At 70.5% G+C, this 18,487-nt stretch carries 17 protein-coding genes; 12 read left to right on the top strand and 5 right to left on the bottom strand.

The window, feature by feature from the left end; translation table 11 throughout:
• The 6 genes from HV701_RS23990 to HV701_RS23965 form a co-directional block, all read left to right on the top strand.
• Window positions 1-1,047, top strand: a 1,047-nt coding sequence (locus HV701_RS23990; protein ID WP_175135506.1) for a helix-turn-helix domain-containing protein, incomplete at its 5' end; no start/stop codon positions are given.
• A gap of 36 nt (window positions 1,048-1,083) precedes the next feature.
• The gene (locus HV701_RS23985; protein WP_175135505.1) at window positions 1,084-1,725 is read left to right on the top strand and encodes a Vgb family protein; all 642 of its coding nucleotides are present in this window, start codon (window positions 1,084-1,086) and stop codon (window positions 1,723-1,725) included.
• A gap of 134 nt (window positions 1,726-1,859) precedes the next feature.
• Complete coding sequence (locus HV701_RS23980; RefSeq protein ID WP_175135509.1) at window positions 1,860-2,744, top strand: DUF3348 domain-containing protein; 885 nt, start codon at window positions 1,860-1,862, stop codon at window positions 2,742-2,744.
• Between the two features lie 10 nt (window positions 2,745-2,754).
• Window positions 2,755-6,054 (top strand): DUF802 domain-containing protein, encoded by a 3,300-nt coding sequence (locus tag HV701_RS23975; RefSeq protein WP_175135504.1) that lies wholly within the window; start codon window positions 2,755-2,757, stop codon window positions 6,052-6,054.
• Window positions 6,051-6,707: an OmpA family protein gene (locus HV701_RS23970; protein WP_175135503.1), complete on the top strand. Its 657-nt coding sequence runs from the start codon at window positions 6,051-6,053 to the stop codon at window positions 6,705-6,707. Before HV701_RS23975 ends, HV701_RS23970 begins: the two co-directional genes overlap by 4 nt.
• 22 nt (window positions 6,708-6,729) lie before the next feature.
• Window positions 6,730-7,437 carry a DUF2894 domain-containing protein gene (locus HV701_RS23965; protein WP_175135508.1) on the top strand — a complete coding sequence of 236 codons (708 nt, stop codon included), beginning with the start codon at window positions 6,730-6,732 and terminating at the stop codon, window positions 7,435-7,437.
• A 50-nt stretch (window positions 7,438-7,487) separates the two neighbouring features.
• On the opposite strand, the gene HV701_RS23960 is transcribed toward HV701_RS23965, so the two are convergent.
• Window positions 7,488-8,828, bottom strand: coding sequence for a carotenoid oxygenase family protein (locus tag HV701_RS23960; protein ID WP_175135502.1), 1,341 nt, complete (start codon window positions 8,826-8,828; stop codon window positions 7,488-7,490).
• A 228-nt stretch (window positions 8,829-9,056) separates the two neighbouring features.
• Here HV701_RS23960 and HV701_RS23955 point away from each other — a divergent pair, with 228 nt between their 5' ends.
• From HV701_RS23955 to HV701_RS23940, 4 genes are all read left to right on the top strand, one after another.
• The gene (locus HV701_RS23955; protein WP_175135501.1) at window positions 9,057-9,302 is read left to right on the top strand and encodes a ParD-like family protein; all 246 of its coding nucleotides are present in this window, start codon (window positions 9,057-9,059) and stop codon (window positions 9,300-9,302) included.
• Entirely contained in the window at window positions 9,303-10,094 is a 792-nt protein-coding gene (map, locus tag HV701_RS23950; RefSeq protein ID WP_175135500.1) for a type I methionyl aminopeptidase, read from the top strand.
• 98 nt (window positions 10,095-10,192) lie between these two features.
• Window positions 10,193-11,413 carry an MFS transporter gene (locus tag HV701_RS23945; RefSeq protein WP_175135499.1) on the top strand — a complete coding sequence of 407 codons (1,221 nt, stop codon included), beginning with the start codon at window positions 10,193-10,195 and terminating at the stop codon, window positions 11,411-11,413.
• A gap of 180 nt (window positions 11,414-11,593) precedes the next feature.
• On the top strand, window positions 11,594-12,235 hold the full coding sequence (locus HV701_RS23940) for a glutathione S-transferase family protein (protein ID WP_175135498.1): 642 nt from the start codon (window positions 11,594-11,596) through the stop codon (window positions 12,233-12,235).
• A gap of 60 nt (window positions 12,236-12,295) precedes the next feature.
• Here the strand turns inward: HV701_RS23940 and sodC are convergent, their stop codons facing one another.
• The 3 genes from sodC to HV701_RS23925 form a co-directional block, all read right to left on the bottom strand.
• Window positions 12,296-12,823 carry a superoxide dismutase family protein gene (gene sodC / locus HV701_RS23935; protein WP_175135497.1) on the bottom strand — a complete coding sequence of 176 codons (528 nt, stop codon included), beginning with the start codon at window positions 12,821-12,823 and terminating at the stop codon, window positions 12,296-12,298.
• Window positions 12,824-13,046: 223 nt separating this feature from the next.
• Complete coding sequence (locus HV701_RS23930; protein ID WP_175135507.1) at window positions 13,047-14,312, bottom strand: DUF445 domain-containing protein; 1,266 nt, start codon at window positions 14,310-14,312, stop codon at window positions 13,047-13,049.
• 149 nt (window positions 14,313-14,461) lie between these two features.
• Window positions 14,462-15,331, bottom strand: a complete 870-nt coding sequence (locus tag HV701_RS23925; RefSeq protein WP_175135496.1) for a LysR substrate-binding domain-containing protein — start codon at window positions 15,329-15,331, stop codon at window positions 14,462-14,464.
• Window positions 15,332-15,513: 182 nt separating this feature from the next.
• On the opposite strand from HV701_RS23925, the gene eno reads away from it, so the two are divergent.
• Both eno and HV701_RS23915 read left to right on the top strand, forming a co-directional pair.
• Window positions 15,514-16,794: a phosphopyruvate hydratase gene (gene eno, locus HV701_RS23920; protein ID WP_175135495.1), complete on the top strand. Its 1,281-nt coding sequence runs from the start codon at window positions 15,514-15,516 to the stop codon at window positions 16,792-16,794.
• A gap of 84 nt (window positions 16,795-16,878) precedes the next feature.
• Window positions 16,879-17,325: a DUF2000 domain-containing protein gene (locus tag HV701_RS23915; protein ID WP_254595237.1), complete on the top strand. Its 447-nt coding sequence runs from the start codon at window positions 16,879-16,881 to the stop codon at window positions 17,323-17,325.
• A gap of 67 nt (window positions 17,326-17,392) precedes the next feature.
• On the opposite strand, the gene HV701_RS23910 is transcribed toward HV701_RS23915, so the two are convergent.
• On the bottom strand, window positions 17,393-18,319 hold the full coding sequence (locus HV701_RS23910; RefSeq protein WP_175135493.1) for a LysR family transcriptional regulator: 927 nt from the start codon (window positions 18,317-18,319) through the stop codon (window positions 17,393-17,395).
• Window positions 18,320-18,487 lie beyond the last annotated feature (168 nt).

The raw sequence follows: 18,487 nt of genomic DNA, 5'->3' as shown, positions 1-18,487 counted from the left end.
CGCGCCTTTGGCGCCACCGAGCCGGTGGCGCGGGCCCGCTGCGTCGTGGCCGAGGCCGAGATCGCGCTGGCCGCGCGCGACCTGGGCTGGCCCAGCGCCGCGCTGGACGCGGCGCGCGACACGCTGGCAAGGCATGGCGATGCGCGCAACGCGGCGTATGCGGCCTATCTGGCGGGCCGCCGCCTGGTGCTGATCGGGCACCTGGGGCCGGCGGAAAAGCTGCTGGCGGAACTGGACCCCGCATCCTTTCCCCCCGCGCTGCGCGCGGTGCATGAGTTGACCCTGGCCGGCATTGCCCTGCGCCGGGTGCAGGCCGGCGCCGCGCGCGCCGCGCTGGCACGTGCCGGGCAGGCCGCCGCGCAAGCCGGCATTCCCGCCCTGCAAGCCGAAGTGCGGCAGGCCCACGCACAACTGGAGGCGCCGGCCGCGCGCCTGGACATGGCCGGCCAGACCCGGGAGTTGCGCCTGGCGCAGGTCGAGGCGCTGCTGGCGTCGGACCTGCTGGTGATCGACGCCTGCCGCTATGCCGTGCACGGCGCGGGCGTGACCGTGTCGCTGGCCAGCCGGCCGGTGCTGTTCACCCTGGCGCAGGCCCTGGGGCAGGCCTGGCCCGGCGATGCGCCGCGCGAGGCGCTGATATCACAGGCGTTCCGCAGCCGCCATCCGGACGAAACCCACCGCGCCCGTCTGCGCGTGGAGATCGGCCGGCTGCGTGCGATGCTGGGGCCGCTGGCGCAGATCCGCGCTACCCGGCAGGGGTTTGCGCTGACGCCGCCGGATGGCGCCGTCGCGGTACTGGCGCCGCCGGTGCGGGAGCGGCATGCCGCGGTGCTGGCGCTGCTGGCCGATGGCCAGGCGTGGTCCAGTTCGGCCCTGGCCCTGGCCACGGGCACGAGCCAGCGTCAGATGCAGCGCGCCCTGGAGGCATTGGCCGCTGGCGGCCGGGCGCAGCCGTTCGGCCACGGCCGCGCCCGGCGCTGGATCACTCCGCCGCTGCCGGGTTTCGCGACGACATTGTTACTCCCGCTGCCGCCGCCGGATGCCTAGGATGGAGACGTCTTCTTTCTTGAACAGGACATCGACATGAAAGCCAAACCCGCAGAAATCCTCCGCGAATACGGTCCCTTCCCCGGCGTCAGCGACGTGCACGGGGTGTCTTACGATGGCGGCCGCGTCTGGATCGCCGTCGGCGAAAAGCTGCACGCCCTGGACCCGGCCAGCGGCGCGGTGATACAGACCATCGACGTGGCCGCGCGCGCCGGCACCGCCTTTGACGGCACGCACCTCTACCAGATCGCCGGCGACGTCATCCAGAAGATCGACCCGGCCTCGGGCCAGGTGCTGTCGACGGTGCCCGCGCCCCCTGGCGAAGGCAATTCCGGCATGGCCTGGGCCGAAGGCATGCTGTGGATCGGCCGCTATCCCGACCGCAAGATCCACCAGGTCGACCCGGCCACCGGCGCCATCGTGCGCACCCTCGAATCCGACCGCTACGTAACCGGGGTCAGCTGGGTCGATGGCGGCCTATGGCACGCCACCTGGGAAAACGACGCCAGCGAATTACGGCGGGTCGATCCGGCCAACGGCGAGGTGCTGGAGCGCCTGCAGATGCCCGCCGGCGTAGGCATTTCCGGCCTCGAATCGGATGGCGATGGCGTGTTCTATTGCGGCGGCGGCAACAGCGGCCGGCTGCGCGCGGTGCGCCGTCCGAGCACGGCATCCTGATCCGGTCTGCTTTTTTCAGACCCGCGCCGCCGCGCCGCCCTGACAAATTGTTGCAGGTCCAGGCGCGGCGGCCTTTTCCCGCCCCAGCGAGCCGCCGCCAGCGTGTAAACTCCCCCCTTTTTGACTCTGGTGGTATGTTGCAAGCCCCACAGCGCACAGGTTTAAGCGGCCCGACGCTCATTCGCTTGCTGACTCGCCTGACGGATGTCGACGCGCCGCAATCCCGGCAACCGTTGTCCGATCATCTGAGCCAATGGCTCGGCTGGACCGACGCGATTGCCCTGTCCGCGGCCCTGAACAACCGCCCGCCGGCGATCGCGCCCGGCGCGCGCAGGTTCAGCAGCGCCGAAGAGCGCGAGTGCGAACGCGTGCGCGTCACGCTGGCCGATGCCATCGCCAGCGACACCGCGGCCACGGCCGCCAAACGAATGATGCCGGGCCAGGTGGCCGCCAAGGTGGCGGCGCTGCAGTCCGACGAAGCCGATTATTCGAATTTCCGTCAGCGCTATCTGTCGTTGCAGCACACGATGGAAACCAGTATCGGCAATCTGCGCAGCCGCCTGCGCGGCATGGTCGCGGCCAAGACGCCGGAAATGACGCGGCTGGCGGTGGTGGACGCCATCATGGACCGCGCCCTGCTGCCGCGCGAGCGGACCCTGCTGGGCGCGATTCCGAAGCTGCTGCAAGGGCATTTCGACCGGCTGCGGCAGGCCGAACAGGCCGCGCTGGAAGCGGCGGCACAGACTGACGCGCAAGCCGCGGCCGAAACGCCCGCCGCAGCCGGGGCTGACGCGCCGGCCGACGCCGAGGCGTTGGATGCGCCCGACGGCAGCCCGCAGAACGGCGCGGGCCCGGGCGTGGCGGCGCCAGTCGGCGCGCCGTCGCCCGTACGACCCGCGCCCACGCCGGGCGCGTGGCTGGAGACGTTCCGCAAGGATATGCGCAGCGTGCTGCTGGCCGAACTGGATATTCGTTTACAACCGGTCGAAGGGCTGCTTGCCGCCCTTCGCGCCAGCTAACCGGGACACTATGTCCAAATACCTGATCAATATTGTTGTTTTCCTCGGTGGCCTGGCTGTGGCCGGCTGGATCGGCGCGGGCTACGCGGGCACCAATCCCCTGGCCCTGGCCGTCACGCTGCTGATCTGCGCCTGCTACCTGGCCGGCGCGCTCGAATTGCTGCGCTACCAGCAGGCCACCTCGTCCCTGCGGGGCGCGGTCGGCAAGCTGTCGGAAGCGCCCGCCAGCCTGGGGGGCTGGCTCGACCAGTTGCCCGCCGCGCTGCGCAATCCGGTGCGGCTGCGCATCGAAGGCGAACGCGTGGGCCTGCCCGGCCCGGCGCTCACGCCCTACCTGGTCGGCCTGCTGGTGCTGCTGGGCATGCTGGGCACCTTCCTGGGCATGGTGGTGACGCTGCGCGGCACCGGCACCGCCCTGGAAAGCGCCACCGACCTGGCCGCCATCCGTGCCTCGCTGGCCGCCCCGGTCAAGGGCCTGGGCTTCGCTTTCGGCACCTCGATCGCCGGCGTGGCCACCTCGGCCATGCTCGGCCTGTTGGCCGCCCTGTGCCGGCGCGACCGCATCCTGGCCGCGCAACTGCTCGACGCCAAGGCCGCCACCACGCTGCGCCTGTACAGCCAGGCGCACCAGCGCGAAGAGAGCTTCAAGCTGCTGCAACGCCAGGCCGAAGTGCTGCAACAGCAGGCCGAGACCATGCCCGCGCTGGTCGACCGCCTGGACGCCATGATGCGCAACCTGGAACAGCAGAACCACACCCTGAACGAGCGCCAGCTCGCCAGCCAGGACGCGTTCCAGGGCAAGGCCGAGGCCGCCTACGCGCGCCTGGCCGCCGTGCTGGAACAATCGATGAAGGAGAGCGTGGCCGAAAGCGCCCGTTCGGCCGGCGCGGCCTTGCAACCGGCGGTCGAAGCCACCATGGCTGGTCTGTCGCGCGAGACCGCCTCGCTGCATGACAACGTGACCCAGGCGGTGCAGCGCCAACTGGACGGCATGACCGCCGGCCTGCAAGCCGCCACCCGCGACGTGGCGGGCATCTGGAACCAGGCACTGGCCGGCCAGCAGCGCGCCAGCGAAACGCTGGCGCAGGACCTGCGCGATTCGCTGGAACGCTTCGCCCAGACCTTCGAACAACGCTCGGCCGCCCTGCTGGACAGCGTGTCCGAGCGCCTGCAAGCGTCCTCGGGCAGCATGTCCGAGGCCTGGAACGTGGCGCTGAGCCGCCAGGAACGCGCCAGTGAGAAACTGGCCGGCGACAACCTGCAGGCGCTGACGGCCGCCGCCGCCAGCTTCGAGCAGCATTCGGCGTCGTTGCTGCGCACGCTGAACCAATCGCACACCGCCCTGCAATCCGAGCTGGCCTCGCGCGACCAGCAACGCCTGGCCGCGTGGACCGAAACCCTGGGCGCCCTGTCCGCCACCCTGCGCCAGGAATGGCAGCAGGCCGGCGCGCAGGCCGCCGAACGCCAGCGGGAAATCAACCAGGCGCTGGCCCACACCGCGCAGGAACTGACCGAGCGCGCGCAGACCCAGGCCGGCCTGCTGGAGAACGTCTCGGCCCGCCTGGAAAGCGCCGCCGGCAACGTCTCGGCGCAATGGCACGAGGCGCTGGAACGCCAGGCGCAGGTCGGCGAAAAGCTGGCCGGCGACAACCGCGAGGCCCTGGCCGCCGCCGCCGCCACCTTCGAGCAACACGCCTCGACGCTGCTGCGCACCCTGGACCAGTCGCACGCCGACCTGCAGGCCGCCCTGGCGTCCCGCGACGAGCAGCGCCTGGCCGCCTGGGCCGGCACGCTCGGCGCCCTCACCGACAAGCTCGGCCGCGAATGGGAGCAGGCCGGCGCGCAAGCCGCCGCCCGCCAGCAGGAAGTCAGCCAGACGCTGGCGCAGACCGCGCAGGACCTGACGACCCGTGCCGAAGCACAGGCCGCGCTGCTGGACACGGTCGCCACCCGCATCGAATCGGCCGCCAGCGGCGTGACCCAGGCCTGGACCGAGGCGCAGGTGCGCCAGGAACTGACCAGCGAAAAGCTGGCCGGCGACACGCAGCAGGCCCTGGCCGCCGCGGCCGCCGCTTTCGAACAACATTCCGCCTCGCTGCTGCGCACGCTGGACCAGTCGCATGCCGACCTGCAGGCCGCCCTGGCCTCGCGGGACGAGGAGCGCCTGGCGGCCTGGCACGCCTCGCTCGGCGCCATCGCCACCGATCTGGGCCGCGAATGGCGCCAGGCCGGCGAACTCACCGCCGCCCGCCACCAGGAACTGGAACAGTTGCTGGCGCGCACCGCGCAAGACCTCACCACCCAGACCCAGGCGCAGGCCGCGCTGCTGGAAAACCTCTCGGCTCGCCTGGAAACGGCGGCCGGCGGCGTCACGCAGGCCTGGAGCGATGCCCAGGTGCGCCAGGAACTGGCCAACGAGAAACTGGCCAGCGACAATCAGCAGGCCCTGACCACCGCCGCGGCCGCCTTCGAGCAGCATTCGGCATCGCTACTGCAGACCCTGGGCCAGTCGCAGGCCGGCCTGCAGGCCGAACTGGCCGCGCGCGACCAGGAACGCCTGGCCGCCTGGACCGGCGAGCTGGGCCGCATGGCCGAGGCGCTGCGCCACGAATGGGAACAGGCCGGCGCACGCAGCGCCGCCCTGCAGCAGGAGATCTGCGCCACCCTGGCGCAGACCGCCCAGGACATCGCCGTCCAGACCGAAGCCCACGCCAGCGGCACCATCGCCGAAATCGGCCAGCTGGTGCAGGCCGCCTCCGAGGCGCCACGCGCGGCCGCCGAGGTCATCGGCGAACTGCGGCAGAAACTGTCCGACAGCCTGGCCTACGACAACGCCATGCTGGAAGAGCGCAACCGCCTGCTGGACACGCTGGCGACGCTGCTGGACGCGGTCAACCACGCCTCCAGCGAGCAGCGCAGCGCGGTGGACGCGCTGGTGTCGTCGTCCTCGGATTTGCTGGACCGGGTCGGCGCGCAATTCACCCAGCAGGTTGAAGCCGAAACCGAGCGCCTGGACGACGTGGCCGCGCAGGTGACCAGCGGCGCGGCCGAGGTGGCCAGCCTGGGCGAAGCCTTCGGCGCCGCGGTGCGCCTGTTCGGCGAATCCAACGACAAGCTGGTGGCGCATCTGGAGCGCATCGAGGCGGCGCTGGACAAGTCGATCGCGCGTGGCGACGAGCAACTGGCCTACTACGTGGCGCAGGCGCGTGAGGTGGTCGACCTGAGCACCATGTCGCAGAAGCAGATCGTCGAGAACCTGCGCGAGCTGGCCAGCCAGCGCGCTGCCAGCGCCGGAGCGCAAGCGGCATGAGCGCGGGCGAGGACATCGACGGCGGCGTCGAACCGGCGGTGCCGACCTGGGCCGTGTTCGGCGACCTGATGTCGGTACTGCTGGGCGCCTTCGTGCTGATCCTGGTGAGCGTGGTGGCCGTGCAGCTGGAGCTGTCGACCCAGCTCGAACGCGAGGTCAAACAGCGCCAGGAGGAGACCCAGCGCCGCCAGACACTGGAACAGGCCCTGGCCGCGCCGCTGGCGGCCGGCCGCGTGACGCTGATCAACGGCCGCATCGGCATCAGCGGCAGCGTGCTGTTCGCGCTCAATTCCGACCAGTTGCAGCCGCAAGGCCGCGAGGTGCTGCAAAGCCTGATCGCGCCGCTGTCGGCCTATCTGAAGAACAACGACGAGATCCTGATGGTCAGCGGTTTTACCGACGACCAACTGGTGCGCGAAGGCAACCGGCGCTTTGCCGACAACTGGGACCTGTCGGCGCAACGCGCGCTGACCGTCACCCGCGCCCTGATCGACGAAGGCGTGCCGTCGTCGCTGGTGTTCGCCGCCGCTTTCGGCGCCGAGCAGCCGGTGGCCTCGAACGCCGACGAGGACGGCCGCGCGCAGAACCGCCGGGTCGAAATCACGCCGATTCCCAAGCCGTCCAACGGCACGGAGACCCCGCGTGGCCAGTGATGGCGGTCTTGGCCCGGCGCTGATGGACGGCGCGCAACCGGCAGCGCCGGCCGAACCGCCCGGCGACGCCACGCTCGCCGCCTTGCAGGCCTGGCGCGAGCGCGGCGACGACCGCCTCGATCCGGTCGGCTTCCAATTCATCGAAGCGCTGGCCCGGCGCGCCGCCGCCCACGCTGGCGCGGCCCGCGCCAGGCTGGACGCGCGCCTGGCGGCGTTGCTGGACGCGTATGCGGCGCGCATCGCCGAGGCCGCCGCGGCCCGCGCCACGGTCTCCGCCACCGGGGCGGACGAAGCCGACTCGCCCACGCCCGCCATGGCGCCCGCGGCCGCCACGCGCGGCCCGCTGGCAGAACTGGCGGCATACCTCGCCTACCCCGGCGCCCCCGGCGACGACCCCGACGCCATCGCGGCGCAGGCGCGCCGCGATGCCTACCCCGACCTGCCAGTGCTGGACGGACTGCGCGAGATCTGGTCGGGCCTGAGCGCCGACCGTCAAGTGCGCCAGTCGCAGGAACAGGTGCACAAGAACGCCGGCCCGCTCAACTCCAACCAACTGGTGCACCGCGCGCTGTCGTTGATGCGCGAACTGTCGCCGGGCTACCTGCAACAGTTCGTGGGCTACACCGAGGCGCTGGCCTGGATGGAGCAGTTGACGGCGGCGGCAGCGCCGCCCGCCAAGGAAGCGCCGCGCGCGGGCGCGCGGAAAAGCGCGCGCGCCAAGAGCCGCTGAGGGACAAGGCCACCACGGGCGCCGCGCACGGTGGCGATGCCCGGCCCCGCTCAGCCGCCGCCCGCCTCGCGCGGCAGCCAGGCGCCATGGAAACCCGCCGGAATCCGCCGGGGCAGACGCACCGTCGCCAGCGGCCCGGCCGCCAGGTCACGCGCGTCCAGCACCACCACATCGCTGGTATCGCTGGCCTGGCGATACACGCACACCAGCACCCAGCCGTCGTCCTCGGCGCGCCCCTCAGGACGCGGCACGAACACGGGCTCGCTGTTCTGGTCGCCCGGCGGCACCCGGTAGCGCTGCCGCGCGCCGCTCTCCAGGTCGTAGCGCACCACGCCTCGCATCTCGCGGTTGTTGGGTTGCTCCACCGCATAACCGTAGCGGTAGGCGCGGCCGGTCCTGCCTTCGTTGATGCGCGGCAATTCGATGCCGGCATCGTCCAGCGCGCGTCCGGCGACACGGCCGGCGTCCAGGTCGATCTCGTAGCGCCACAACACGCCCAGCGGATTGTCCTCGAAACCCGTGCCATGGCGCGCCAGCCGCAGGTATTCCGGATAGCGCACCACGTCCAGCACCAGCGTCGACGCGTCGGCCTCGTACGCATTCACCACATGCAGGATGAAACATGGCGCCACCTCGAACCAGCGCACCGGACCGCCATGGCGCGCAATCACGCCCACCCGCGACGGGCGTTCGTCATGCCAGCGCAGCGGCATGCGGTAGCCGCGCGACAACATCGAAAAGTCGTAGGCGACGTTCAAGTCCAGCAGGATGCTGTAGCGCGCCGTGATCGCCATGTCATGCATCATCGACGGCCCCGGCACCTCGATCCGCTGATCCACCCGCTGGCGGCCGTCGGCGTCCGTCACGCCGTAGCGCAGCCAGGGCGGCTCCCAATGGGCGCGGAAACTCATCAATTCGCCAGTCTCCGGGTCCACCTTGGGATGCGCTGTCATCCCGCCCGCCAGGCCGGGATGGCGGCGGCTGGCGCCCAGGAATTCCAGCGCCGGCGTCATCGCCAGCGGCGCCCCGCCCTCGGCCAGCGCCAGGATTTCGCCGGCATGGCGCAGCACATTGACGTTGGGATTGGTGTCGGGCAGCGCGGCCACGGCCTGCGGGGCATATTCGCGCGCCCAGATCCGGGTGCGCGCCCAGCGGTTGCGGTAGCCGCTGGCGCGTCCGTCGCGAAAATCAATGGCATGCAGCATCGCCGGCTGCGGCCACCACGACAGCACGTCGTTGCCCTCGAAACGGCCGCGCAAGGGATTGGGCCCGTTGCGAACCAGCACCCCGTCCAGCCCGGGCGGCAGTGTGCCGTCCACGGCCAGGTCGGTCAGGTCGGCTTCGTCTGCCAACGGCGCCGTGGCGCCGGCGTTCAAGTCGAACGTCGTCATGCTTGTTTCCTTGGGGAGGGGAGAAGCCTCTATTTTTACCCGGATTAAATAGTCGCGTCAATATTACCCGGATTAAATTTATGCGCGGCGTCTGCCGCCCGCCTGAGCCTCCGGAAGCGCCCCTGCCCTACGTCGGCACGCCGCGCCACGGCCGTGCGGGATTTGCATCCGGCCTCGCGATTGCGATAACATACGTTCCATATATAAATCGTATATGGAACAACCCTTATGGGCATCGTCAAGATTTCCGAGCAGATGCACGAAAACCTGCGCGTGGCCAGCGGCGCGCTCAGCCGCTCGATCAATGCGCAGGCCGAACATTGGATGCGCATCGGCATGCTGTCCGAGCTTTATCCCGAACTGCGCCACGCCGACATCTGCCAGTTGCTGATCCGCATCGAGCAGGCGGAAGGTTTCAGCATCGCCGCCCTCTCCCAGGGGCAGGCGGCCACCAGCCAGCGGGAGGCCGCGTAAATGGCGCGCAAGGTTTCCATCAAGTCCGCCGCCGACATCGCCATGGCCCGCAAGGCCGGCGCCCTGGCCGCGGACGTGCTGCACATGATCGCCGAGCATGTGCGCCCCGGCGTCACCACGGACGAACTCGACCGCATCTGCCATGACTACATCGTCAACGTGCAAAAGGCGATTCCCGCCAACGTCGGCTACCACGGCTTTCCCAAGACCATCTGCGCCTCGGCCAACCACGTGATCTGTCACGGCATCCCGTCGGCCAAGGTGCTCAAGAACGGCGACATCCTCAACATCGATGTGGCCGTCATCAAGGACGGCTGGTTCGGCGATACCAGCCGCATGTATTTCGTCGGCCAGCCCAGCCCGTTGGCGCGGCGCCTGGTCAACACCACTTACGAAGCCATGCGCGCCGGCATCATGGCGGTCAGGCCCGGCGCCACGCTGGGCGATATCGGCCACGCCATCCAGACGGTCGCGCAACGCGAGCACTTCAGCATCGTGCGCGAGTACTGTGGCCATGGCATCGGCCAGATCTACCACGACGAGCCGCAGGTGCTGCACTATGGCCGCCCGGGCGAGGGTCTGGTGCTGCAGCCGGGCATGATGTTCACCATCGAGCCCATGATCAACGCCGGCAAGCCGCAAACCAAGCAGTTGCCCGACGGCTGGACCGTGGTCACCAAGGACCGCTCGCTGTCGGCGCAGTGGGAGCACATGGTGGTCGTCACCGACACCGGCTATGACGTCCTGACGTCCTGGCCGGACGGCTTCGGCGACTACCCGCCGATTCCCTGACGCCCCCCGCCGGCGACGGCAATTAACGGAGTGCGGCGCGCACGGGGCCCGGCCATGATCGGGCCCTTGTCGTTTTCGCGGCCCCCCGCGCGCTGCCCATGTCCACCCTGCCCCCGGCCTTTGGCCGGCTCGCCCGTTCCAACCTGGCGGCCCAGTTCTCCGAACAGATCGCCCTGGCGGCGGCGCCGCTGGTGGCGGTGCTGGCGCTGGGCGCCACGGCCACCCAGACCGGCTACCTGCAGACCGCGCAGACTCTGCCGTTCCTGCTGCTGTCGCTGCCCGCCGGCGTGCTAGCCGACCGCCTGCCGCGCCGTACCCTGATGACCTGCGCCGAATGCGTGCGCGCCGCCAGTCTGCTGGCGCTGCTGGCCCTGCTGGCGCTGGACGGTTTGAGCCTGGGCTGGCTGGCGGCGCTGGGGTTCCTGGGCGCGGTCGGCACCGTGGCCTACAACGTCGCCGCGCCGGCGCTGCTGCCGACCCTGGTGCCCGCGCCCTTCCTGGGCCAGGCCAATCGCTGGCTGGAACTGGCGCGCAGCGCGGCCTTCTCGGCCGGGCCGGCGTTGGGCGGCGCCTTGGTCGGCGGCATCGGCGCGGCGGTCGCCTACGGCCTGGCGACGCTGCTGTCGCTGCTGGCCGCCGGCCTGCTCGCGGGCCTGCCGCCGGAGACGCCGCGCGCCGCCACGCGGCGCCACCTGTGGCACGAGCTGCGCGATGGCGCCGCCTTCGTGGCGGGCCACCCGCTGCTGCGGCCGGTGCTGGTAACGGCAGTGTTCTTCAACCTCGCCTGGTTCGTGCTGCAGGCGGTCTATGTGGTGTACGCGGTATCGCGGCTGGGGCTGGACGCGGCGGGCGTCGGCATCACGCTCGGCATCTACGGCGCCGGCATGCTGGCCGGCGCGCTGGCGGCGCCCTGGCTGGCCAGCCGGCTGCCGTTCGGCGCCTTGATCGCCGCGGGGCCGCTGTGCGCGCTGGCGGCCAGCCTGATGCTGCTGTCGACGCTGGCGCTGCCGTCCGCGATCTGGGCCGGGCTGGGCTTCTTCCTGTTCGGCGCCGGGCCGATCCTGTGGACCATCGCCACCACCACGCTGCGCCAGGCCGTCACGCCGAACGTGCTGCTCGGGCGGGTGTCGGCCGTGATCGTCACGGCCACCTTCGGCGCCCGGCCGGTGGGCGCGCTGATCGGCGCGGCGCTGGCTTCACGGCTGGGGCTGGAAGCCTGCCTGTGGGTCTCCAGCGCCGGGTTCGTGGCGCAGTTCGTGGTGCTGGCGGTATCGCCGGTGCCGCGGCTGCGGCACCAGCCGGAGCCCGTGGCGGGCTGAAGCAACGGGCTGCGCGCGGACGGCCGCGGCGCGCCTGGGACTGAATAGATCTGTTGCGGCCGCGCAAGGGCCGATCTGTATCTGGCGCCAGCCGGCAACGGCCACTAGACTGAATTATCGCCGTCAACGGGCCCGGTTGGCCCCGCGCGGCGTCCCCCGTGTCCCTGCCCCGCTTGCGCCATGCTGAATATCCTGGGAAAAGCCGCTTCCATCAACGTCCGCAAAGTGCTCTGGACCTGCGTCGAACTGGCGCTGCCATTCACGCGCGAAGACTGGGGCGCGGGTTTCCGCGCGACCAGCGAGCCCGCCTTCCTGGCGCTCAATCCGAACGCGATGGTGCCGGTGCTGCGCGATGGCGACTTCGTGCTGTGGGAATCGAACAGCATCATCCGTTACCTGGCCAACCAGTACGGCGGCACGCGCAACCCGGCCTGGTACCCGGCCGAGCCGCGCCGCCGCGCCCGGGTCGACCAATGGCTGGACTGGCAGGCGGCCGACCTGAACCGTGCCTGGAGCTATGCCTTCATGGCGCTGGCGCGGCAATCGCCCGCGCACCAGGACGCGGCCGCCATCGCGGCCTCCAGCCGCGACTGGGGGCATTTCATGGGAATCCTGGAACGGCGCCTGCAAGAGACCGGCGCCTATGTCGCCGGCGAGGCCTTCACGCTGGCCGATATTGCAATCGGCCTGTCGGTGAACCGGTGGTTCCAGACGCCGCTGGATAGCGCCTTGCGGCCCGACCTGCCGGCGGTCGCCGCGTATTACGACCGCTTGGCCGAGCGGCCGGGCTACCGCGAGCATGGCCGCAACGGCACGGCGTAGCGCGATCCGGCCTGCCCGGCCCCGCCGCGCCCGTCATGCGTTTTGCGTGGCGCGCGCCGTTTACTTGATCACGCCGCAGATCATGCGCCCGCCCCCGCCGCCCAACGGCTTGGGAGTATCGCTGTAGTTGTCGGCGCCCACGTGGATCATCAGCGCGCGCTGCTTCACATCGGCCAGCTTCAGGCGCGGCGCCACCACGGCGGTCTTGGCCGAACCGTCGGCCGCCACCGTGATGAAGGGCAGGTCGCCCAGGTGGCCATCGGTGGCCAGGGGCCCCTTGTGCGCCTTGGTGTTGTGGGGGTCCAGGTGGCCGCCCGCGGCGCCGCCCGGCACCACCTTGCCATCGACCGTGGTCGACGCGCAGGATCCCTTTTCATGCACATGGAAACCGTGCTCGCCGGGCGGCAGGCCCATCAGCTTGGGGGTGAACTTCAGGCCTTGCTTGGTCTGTTCCAGCGTGATGGTGCCGGCGCTCTTGCCCACGGAGCCGTCGTCGTTCAGGAATGACATCGTGACGCTCTCGGCCTGGGCGACGGCCGAACCGCCGGCCAGCGCCAATGTTGCAATGAGGATCGAGAATTTCTTCATGGACTTGCCTCCTGGGAGTGATGCGCGTGATACGGGCCGCCCGGCCGGGCGGCGGTCGTCCCGGAACCCGCCGGGCAGGCCCGGGGACTGCCAACGACAATAGCACCGCGCCAAGGCGCTTCGCCAGCAATCTTCGTTCCTGATACATCGGATACGTCCGTAAATGCGCGACGGCGACCGCGCCCTGCCTGGCGCTCGATGACCGGCCCGCGCGAGGTGTATGTCAGGGTGGGGAAACAGCCCCCGAGCCCGCCGCCAGCAACACCGCCGCGTGCAGCAACACGCCGATCAGGCCGCCGACCAGCGTGCCGTTGAAGCGGATGTATTGCAGGTCGCGCCCTACGCTCAGTTCCAGCTCGTCGACCAGGTGGCGTTCGTCCCACAATTTGACGGTGCGCGCGATGTGTTCGGTCACGCCGATGCGCAGCCGTCCGGTCAGCCGGCGCGCCGCGCCCAGCACATGGCCGTTGATGGCCTCGCGCAGCGCCGGGTCTTCGCCCAGTTTGCGCGCCAGCGCCAGCAAGGCGCTTTCCAGGTGCGCCGCCAAGGCCGACTGTTCGTCGCTCAGGTCGCGCCGCAGCGCCGCATGGATGTCGTCCCACAGCCCCTGCACATACTCCTGCACCTGGGGGTGGTCGATGGCGCGCTGCTTCATGGCTTCGACCTGCGCGGCCAGTGCCGGGTCGGTCCGCAGGCGCGCGATGTAGTCCAGCACCCAGGCCTCATAGTCGCGCCGCACCGGGTGGTCCGGCTCCGACAGCACGTCGCGCAGTTCCTGCACCAGCGCCCGCGCCAGGCGGTCGGCCAGGTTGTCGGCGATGCCCTCGACCGAGCCGATCACATCCACCGCCTTGATGATGCGCGGCCACTCCTTGCGCGCGAACTTCACCAGCAGCGCCGAGGCGCGCTCCTTGACGTCCTCGTCGCCCAGGTAGCCGCCCAGGCGCTCCATCGCCGCGTCCAGCAATTGCTGGTGGCGGCCATCGCGCGTCAGCAGGCCCAACACCTCGCCGGCGGTGCCGGCCGCGTCCCAGCGCCGCAGGTTCTTCACCACGAATTCCTGGATGACGCCACGCACCGCCTGGTCATCCAGCAGGTCCAGCGTCTGCAAGGCCACCCGGCGCGCGCCGTCGCTGAGCGCGCGCGCCTGCCTGGGCCGCGCCAGCCAGCGCGACAGGCGCGCGGCCGGGTCGAAGCCGCGCAGCTTTTCCATCAGCGCGTCCGGATCGAGGAAGTGGTCGCGCACGAACACCGCCAGGTTGTCGCCGATGCGATCCTTGTTGCTGGGAATGATGGCGGTGTGCGGAATCGGCAGGCCCATGGGCCGGCGAAACAGCGCCACCACCGCGAACCAGTCGGCCAGCGCGCCCACCGTGGCCGCTTCGCAGAAGGCCCGCACCCAGGCCCAGGCGCCCTGCCCGCCCATCAGGTGGCTGGTGATGAAACCGCTGATCATGGCCGCCAGCAGCGCCAGCGCCAGGATCTTCATGCGCCGCAGCTGCGCGCGGCGCGCCTGCGATGCCAGCGCCGAACGGGGGGCGAACGCGTTGGCGGAGGGACTGGCGGAAGGCGGCGTCTCGGTCATGGAATCTCCAGCGCAAATGCCCGCCCAGCATACCAAGCGGGCCGGCCGCGGCGTCAGTCGCCGTCGCCGGCCAGCGCGCCGCGCAGCCAGGCGATGAAGGCGTCGGCATGGGCGGTGCGCGCGCGGCCGGCGGCCGGCACCGCGCACAGGCCGCCCTCGAAGGGCACGAAGCCATGGGGCGCCACCAGCAGGCCGTCCTGCAATTCGCGCGCGATCAGGCGCCGCTCGACCAGGGCCACTCCCAGGCCCGAGAGCGCCGCTTCGATGCACAAGTGGGTATGCGGGAACGCCAATGTGTCGCCCAGCGCTGCCGGCTGGCCGGTGATGGCCTCCCATTGGTCCCAGGCGCTGGAGGTGTATTCATGCGCAATGCGGGCGCGCGCGGCCGGCTTCCTGCGCGCATAGGCCGGCGTGCAGACCGCGCCGAAGCGCACCGGCGCCAGCGCCAACGCCCGGCGCCGGTCGGCCTCGGCGTAGCCGGACAGGTCCCAGGCCAGGATCAGGTCGGCGCCTTCGTTGCGCATCTCGCGCGCCGAGGTCATCGACAGGCGGATGCGGATCTCGGGATGCTTGCGGTAGAACACGGCCAGTTGCGGCACCAGCCAGCGCATGGCGAAGGTGGCGCTGCAGGCCACGTGCAGCCCGGGCGCCTGCGACTCGCGCGCCAGGCGTTCGTAGGCGTTTTCCAACTGGTCGAAGGCCGCCCGCACCGCGGCGTAGAAGGTGGCGCCAGCCTGCGTCAGGCGCAGGCCGGTGCCGTCCTTTTCGAACAGCGCCACGCCGGCGTGTTCCTGCAGCAGGCGCAGATGGCGGCTGATCGCGCCATGGCTGCGGCACAGTTCCTCGGCGGCGCGCGTGACCGAACCGCTGCGGGCGATGGCCTCGAAGGCGCGGACGGCGGACAGGGGTGGAAGCTGGCGCATGGTTATTGGTCAGGAAAACTGACGAAGTAGCAGAAAAACTGCATTGTCGGCGGGCAGGCCTGTTTTTAGCATGGCGGCATTGAATCCGGGCCTGGAACCCCCATCGACATGGCGGCGCCGGGCCGGCAACGATTTCATTTATTTGATTTACCTGACGATCTTCCATCCCCTCGGAGCCCCCCATGCAGATCACTCACCTGGCCGCCCACGAAGCCCTGGACAGCCGCGGCAACCCCACCGTCGAAGTCGAGGTGCGCCTGGACGACGGCGCCCATGGCCTGGCGCTGGTGCCATCGGGCGCCTCCACCGGCAAGCGCGAGGCGCGGGAACGGCGCGACGGCGACCGCGCCCGCTACCTGGGCAGGGGCGTGCTCGGCGCGGTCGAGGCGGTCAACACGACGCTGCGCCCGGCGCTGCTCGGCCTGCCGGCAGATCAGCAGGCCCATATCGACCAGCGCATGATCGCGTTGGACGGCACGCCCGACAAAAGCCGGCTGGGCGCCAACGCCCTGCTGGGCGTGTCGCTGGCGGTGGCGCGCGCGGCGGCCGCCAGCCAGGGGCTGCCGCTGTGGCGTCACGTGGGCGGCGTGCAGGCGCAAACCCTGCCCGTGCCGATGATCAACATCATCAACGGCGGCGCGCACGCCGACAATCCGCTCGATTTCCAGGAATTCATGATTTTGCCGGTGGGCGCGGACAGCTTGCGCGAAGCCCTGCGCATGGGCGCGGAGGTCTTCCACACGCTGCGTCTGGCGCTCAAGGCCGCCGGCCACAGCGTCAACGTGGGCGATGAAGGCGGCTTCGCGCCGATGCTGCGCAACGCGCCCGAAGCGCTGGACTTCATCATGGCGGCGATCGAACGCGCCGGCCTGCGTCCTGGCGCCGACGTCGCGCTGGCGCTGGACCCGGCCGCCAGCGAATTGCACGGCGCCGACGGCTACCGCTATCGAGGCGAAAACCTGCTGCGCAGCGCCGAGCAGCAGGTGCAGTACCTGGCCGGCCTGGTGCGCGACTACCCCATCGTGTCGATCGAGGACGGCATGGCCGAGGACGACACGGTCGGCTGGAAGGTGCTGGGCGCGACGCTGGGCAGCGCCTGCCAGTTGGTGGGCGATGACGTGTTCTGCACCCAACCGTGGCTGTTCCAGGCCGGCATCGAACAGGGCATCGGCAACGCCATCTTGGTCAAGATCAACCAGGTCGGCACGCTCAGCGAAACCTGGCGCGTGCTGGCGCTGGCGCGCCAGACCGGCTATGGCGTGGTCATGTCGCACCGTTCCGGCGAAACCGAAGACACCAGCATCGCCGACCTGGCGGTGGCGGCCAATTGCGGCATGATCAAGACCGGCTCGCTGTCGCGCGCCGACCGCACCGCCAAGTACAACCGCCTGCTGCGCATCGAGCGCGAGCTGGGCGCGGCGGCGGTGTATGCCGGCGCCCGTGCCCTGGCGCGGCGCGGGTAGCGATGTGCCGGGGCGCGTTCACAGGCGTTCAAGACAGCGGCGGCGCAGCGGCGGACCATGGCGCTTTTTGCCCAGGAGCCCCGCATGACTGTCCAACCCGCCCCCCTCGCCCCCGCCCAGCCAGACAAAGTCGTGATCGTGCTGGCGGCGGGGCTGGACCAGGGCCAGGCCGCCAACGCCTCGGCCTGCCTGGCCGCCGGCCTGGCGGCGCGGCAGGCCGCCTGGGCAGGTGAGCCCTTGCGCGATGCCGATGGCATGGCGTCGGCGGCGATCTCGCACCTGCCCATCATCGTGCTGACGGCCGACGAACCCCGCATGGCGCAGTTGCGCGAGCGGCTGGCGCAGCCGCTGCCGGATGGCGCCTGCATGACGCTGTTTCCGGCGTACGCGCGCCAGATCCACGAGGCCGCCGAATACTGGACCCGGCATCGGCAGACCTCGCATCGCGACCAGCCGCTGCTTGGCGTGGGCCTGGCTGGGCCCCGGCGCTGGGTCAATGCCCTGAGCGGCAGCCTGCCAATGCTGCGTTGACAGGCGTTGATTGATCGGTCGCGGCGAGCGGCCGGACCCGGCCGCTCAGCGCCCGGGCCGGCCTGCCCTATGCCGCGCCCAACAGCCCGGGCCGCCCTTCGTGCGCGGCCCGGGCGCGCTGCTGGATGAATTCGATCATCATCGCGATGGCGCGCGGATGGTGACGGTTGGGCATGTACAGCATGTACATGCCGCGGCCGAAGATGCTGAGGCGCCATTGCGGCAAAGCGGCAATCAGGTCGCCGCGCGCGATGTCGTCATGCACCACGTAGTCCGGCACCACGCCGATGCCCAGCCCGGCCAGCATGGCGTCGCGCAGGAAAGCGTAGTTGCGCGAGATGATGGTGGGCTCCAGCACCACGTGCTGGCGCGGCTGGCCGCCGTAATAGGCCGACAGCCGCAGCGGCCGGCCGATGACGGCGGCGCTGATGACCGGCAGGCGCGCCAGCTCGGCCGGCTTGTCCGGCAGACCGCGCTCGCGCACGAAAGCGGGCGAGGCGCAGGCCACGTAGCGCACCTGGCCCAGTTCGCGCGCCACCAGGTTGTGCGGCGGCTCGGACATGATGCGCACGGCGATGTCGACCTCGTCGCGCAGCAGGTCGTCGACGCTGTTCTCGAACAGCACGTCCAGCACAATGTCCGGGTAGGCGCGCTTGAATTCCAGCAGCCACGGGGTCATCACGAACTGGCCGTAACCGCTGGGCACGCTCAGCCGCACCTTGCCCTGCGGCGTCTTGCCCAGGGACTCGACCGCTTCGCGCGCGGCCGCCAGTTCGTCCTGGATGCTGCGGCCGTGCTGGTACAGCTTCAGGCCGATCTCGGTGGGCTCGACGTGGCGCGTCGTGCGCCGCAGCAGTTGCATGCCGACCGCGCGTTCCAGCTGGGTCAGGTGATAGCTGACATTGGCCCGCGTCATCTTCAGGCGGCGCGCGGCTTCGCTCAGGTTGCCGGCGTCCAGGATCTCCACCAGCAGGGTCAGCGCTTTCGTGTCCATATCGAATCTCCCGGGGCGGCCGGCATTTCCCCCTGGAACCCGTCACCCCGACGGCGATTGTCAATTTTTTTTATCGTCAATGTCAATTATTGATGGCATTGTCAAGACTTCTTTGCTGGGAAAGAATACGCAGATACAAGACGGGCCGTTCCTGGCCCGCCAGGCGCC

It is taken from the genome of Achromobacter pulmonis (genome assembly GCF_902859765.1).
Taxonomy (GTDB): Bacteria; Pseudomonadota; Gammaproteobacteria; order Burkholderiales; family Burkholderiaceae_B; genus Achromobacter; species Achromobacter pulmonis.
The sequence above is the reverse complement of the archived record's forward strand: the minus strand, read 5'-3'. Positions and strand labels throughout refer to the sequence as shown.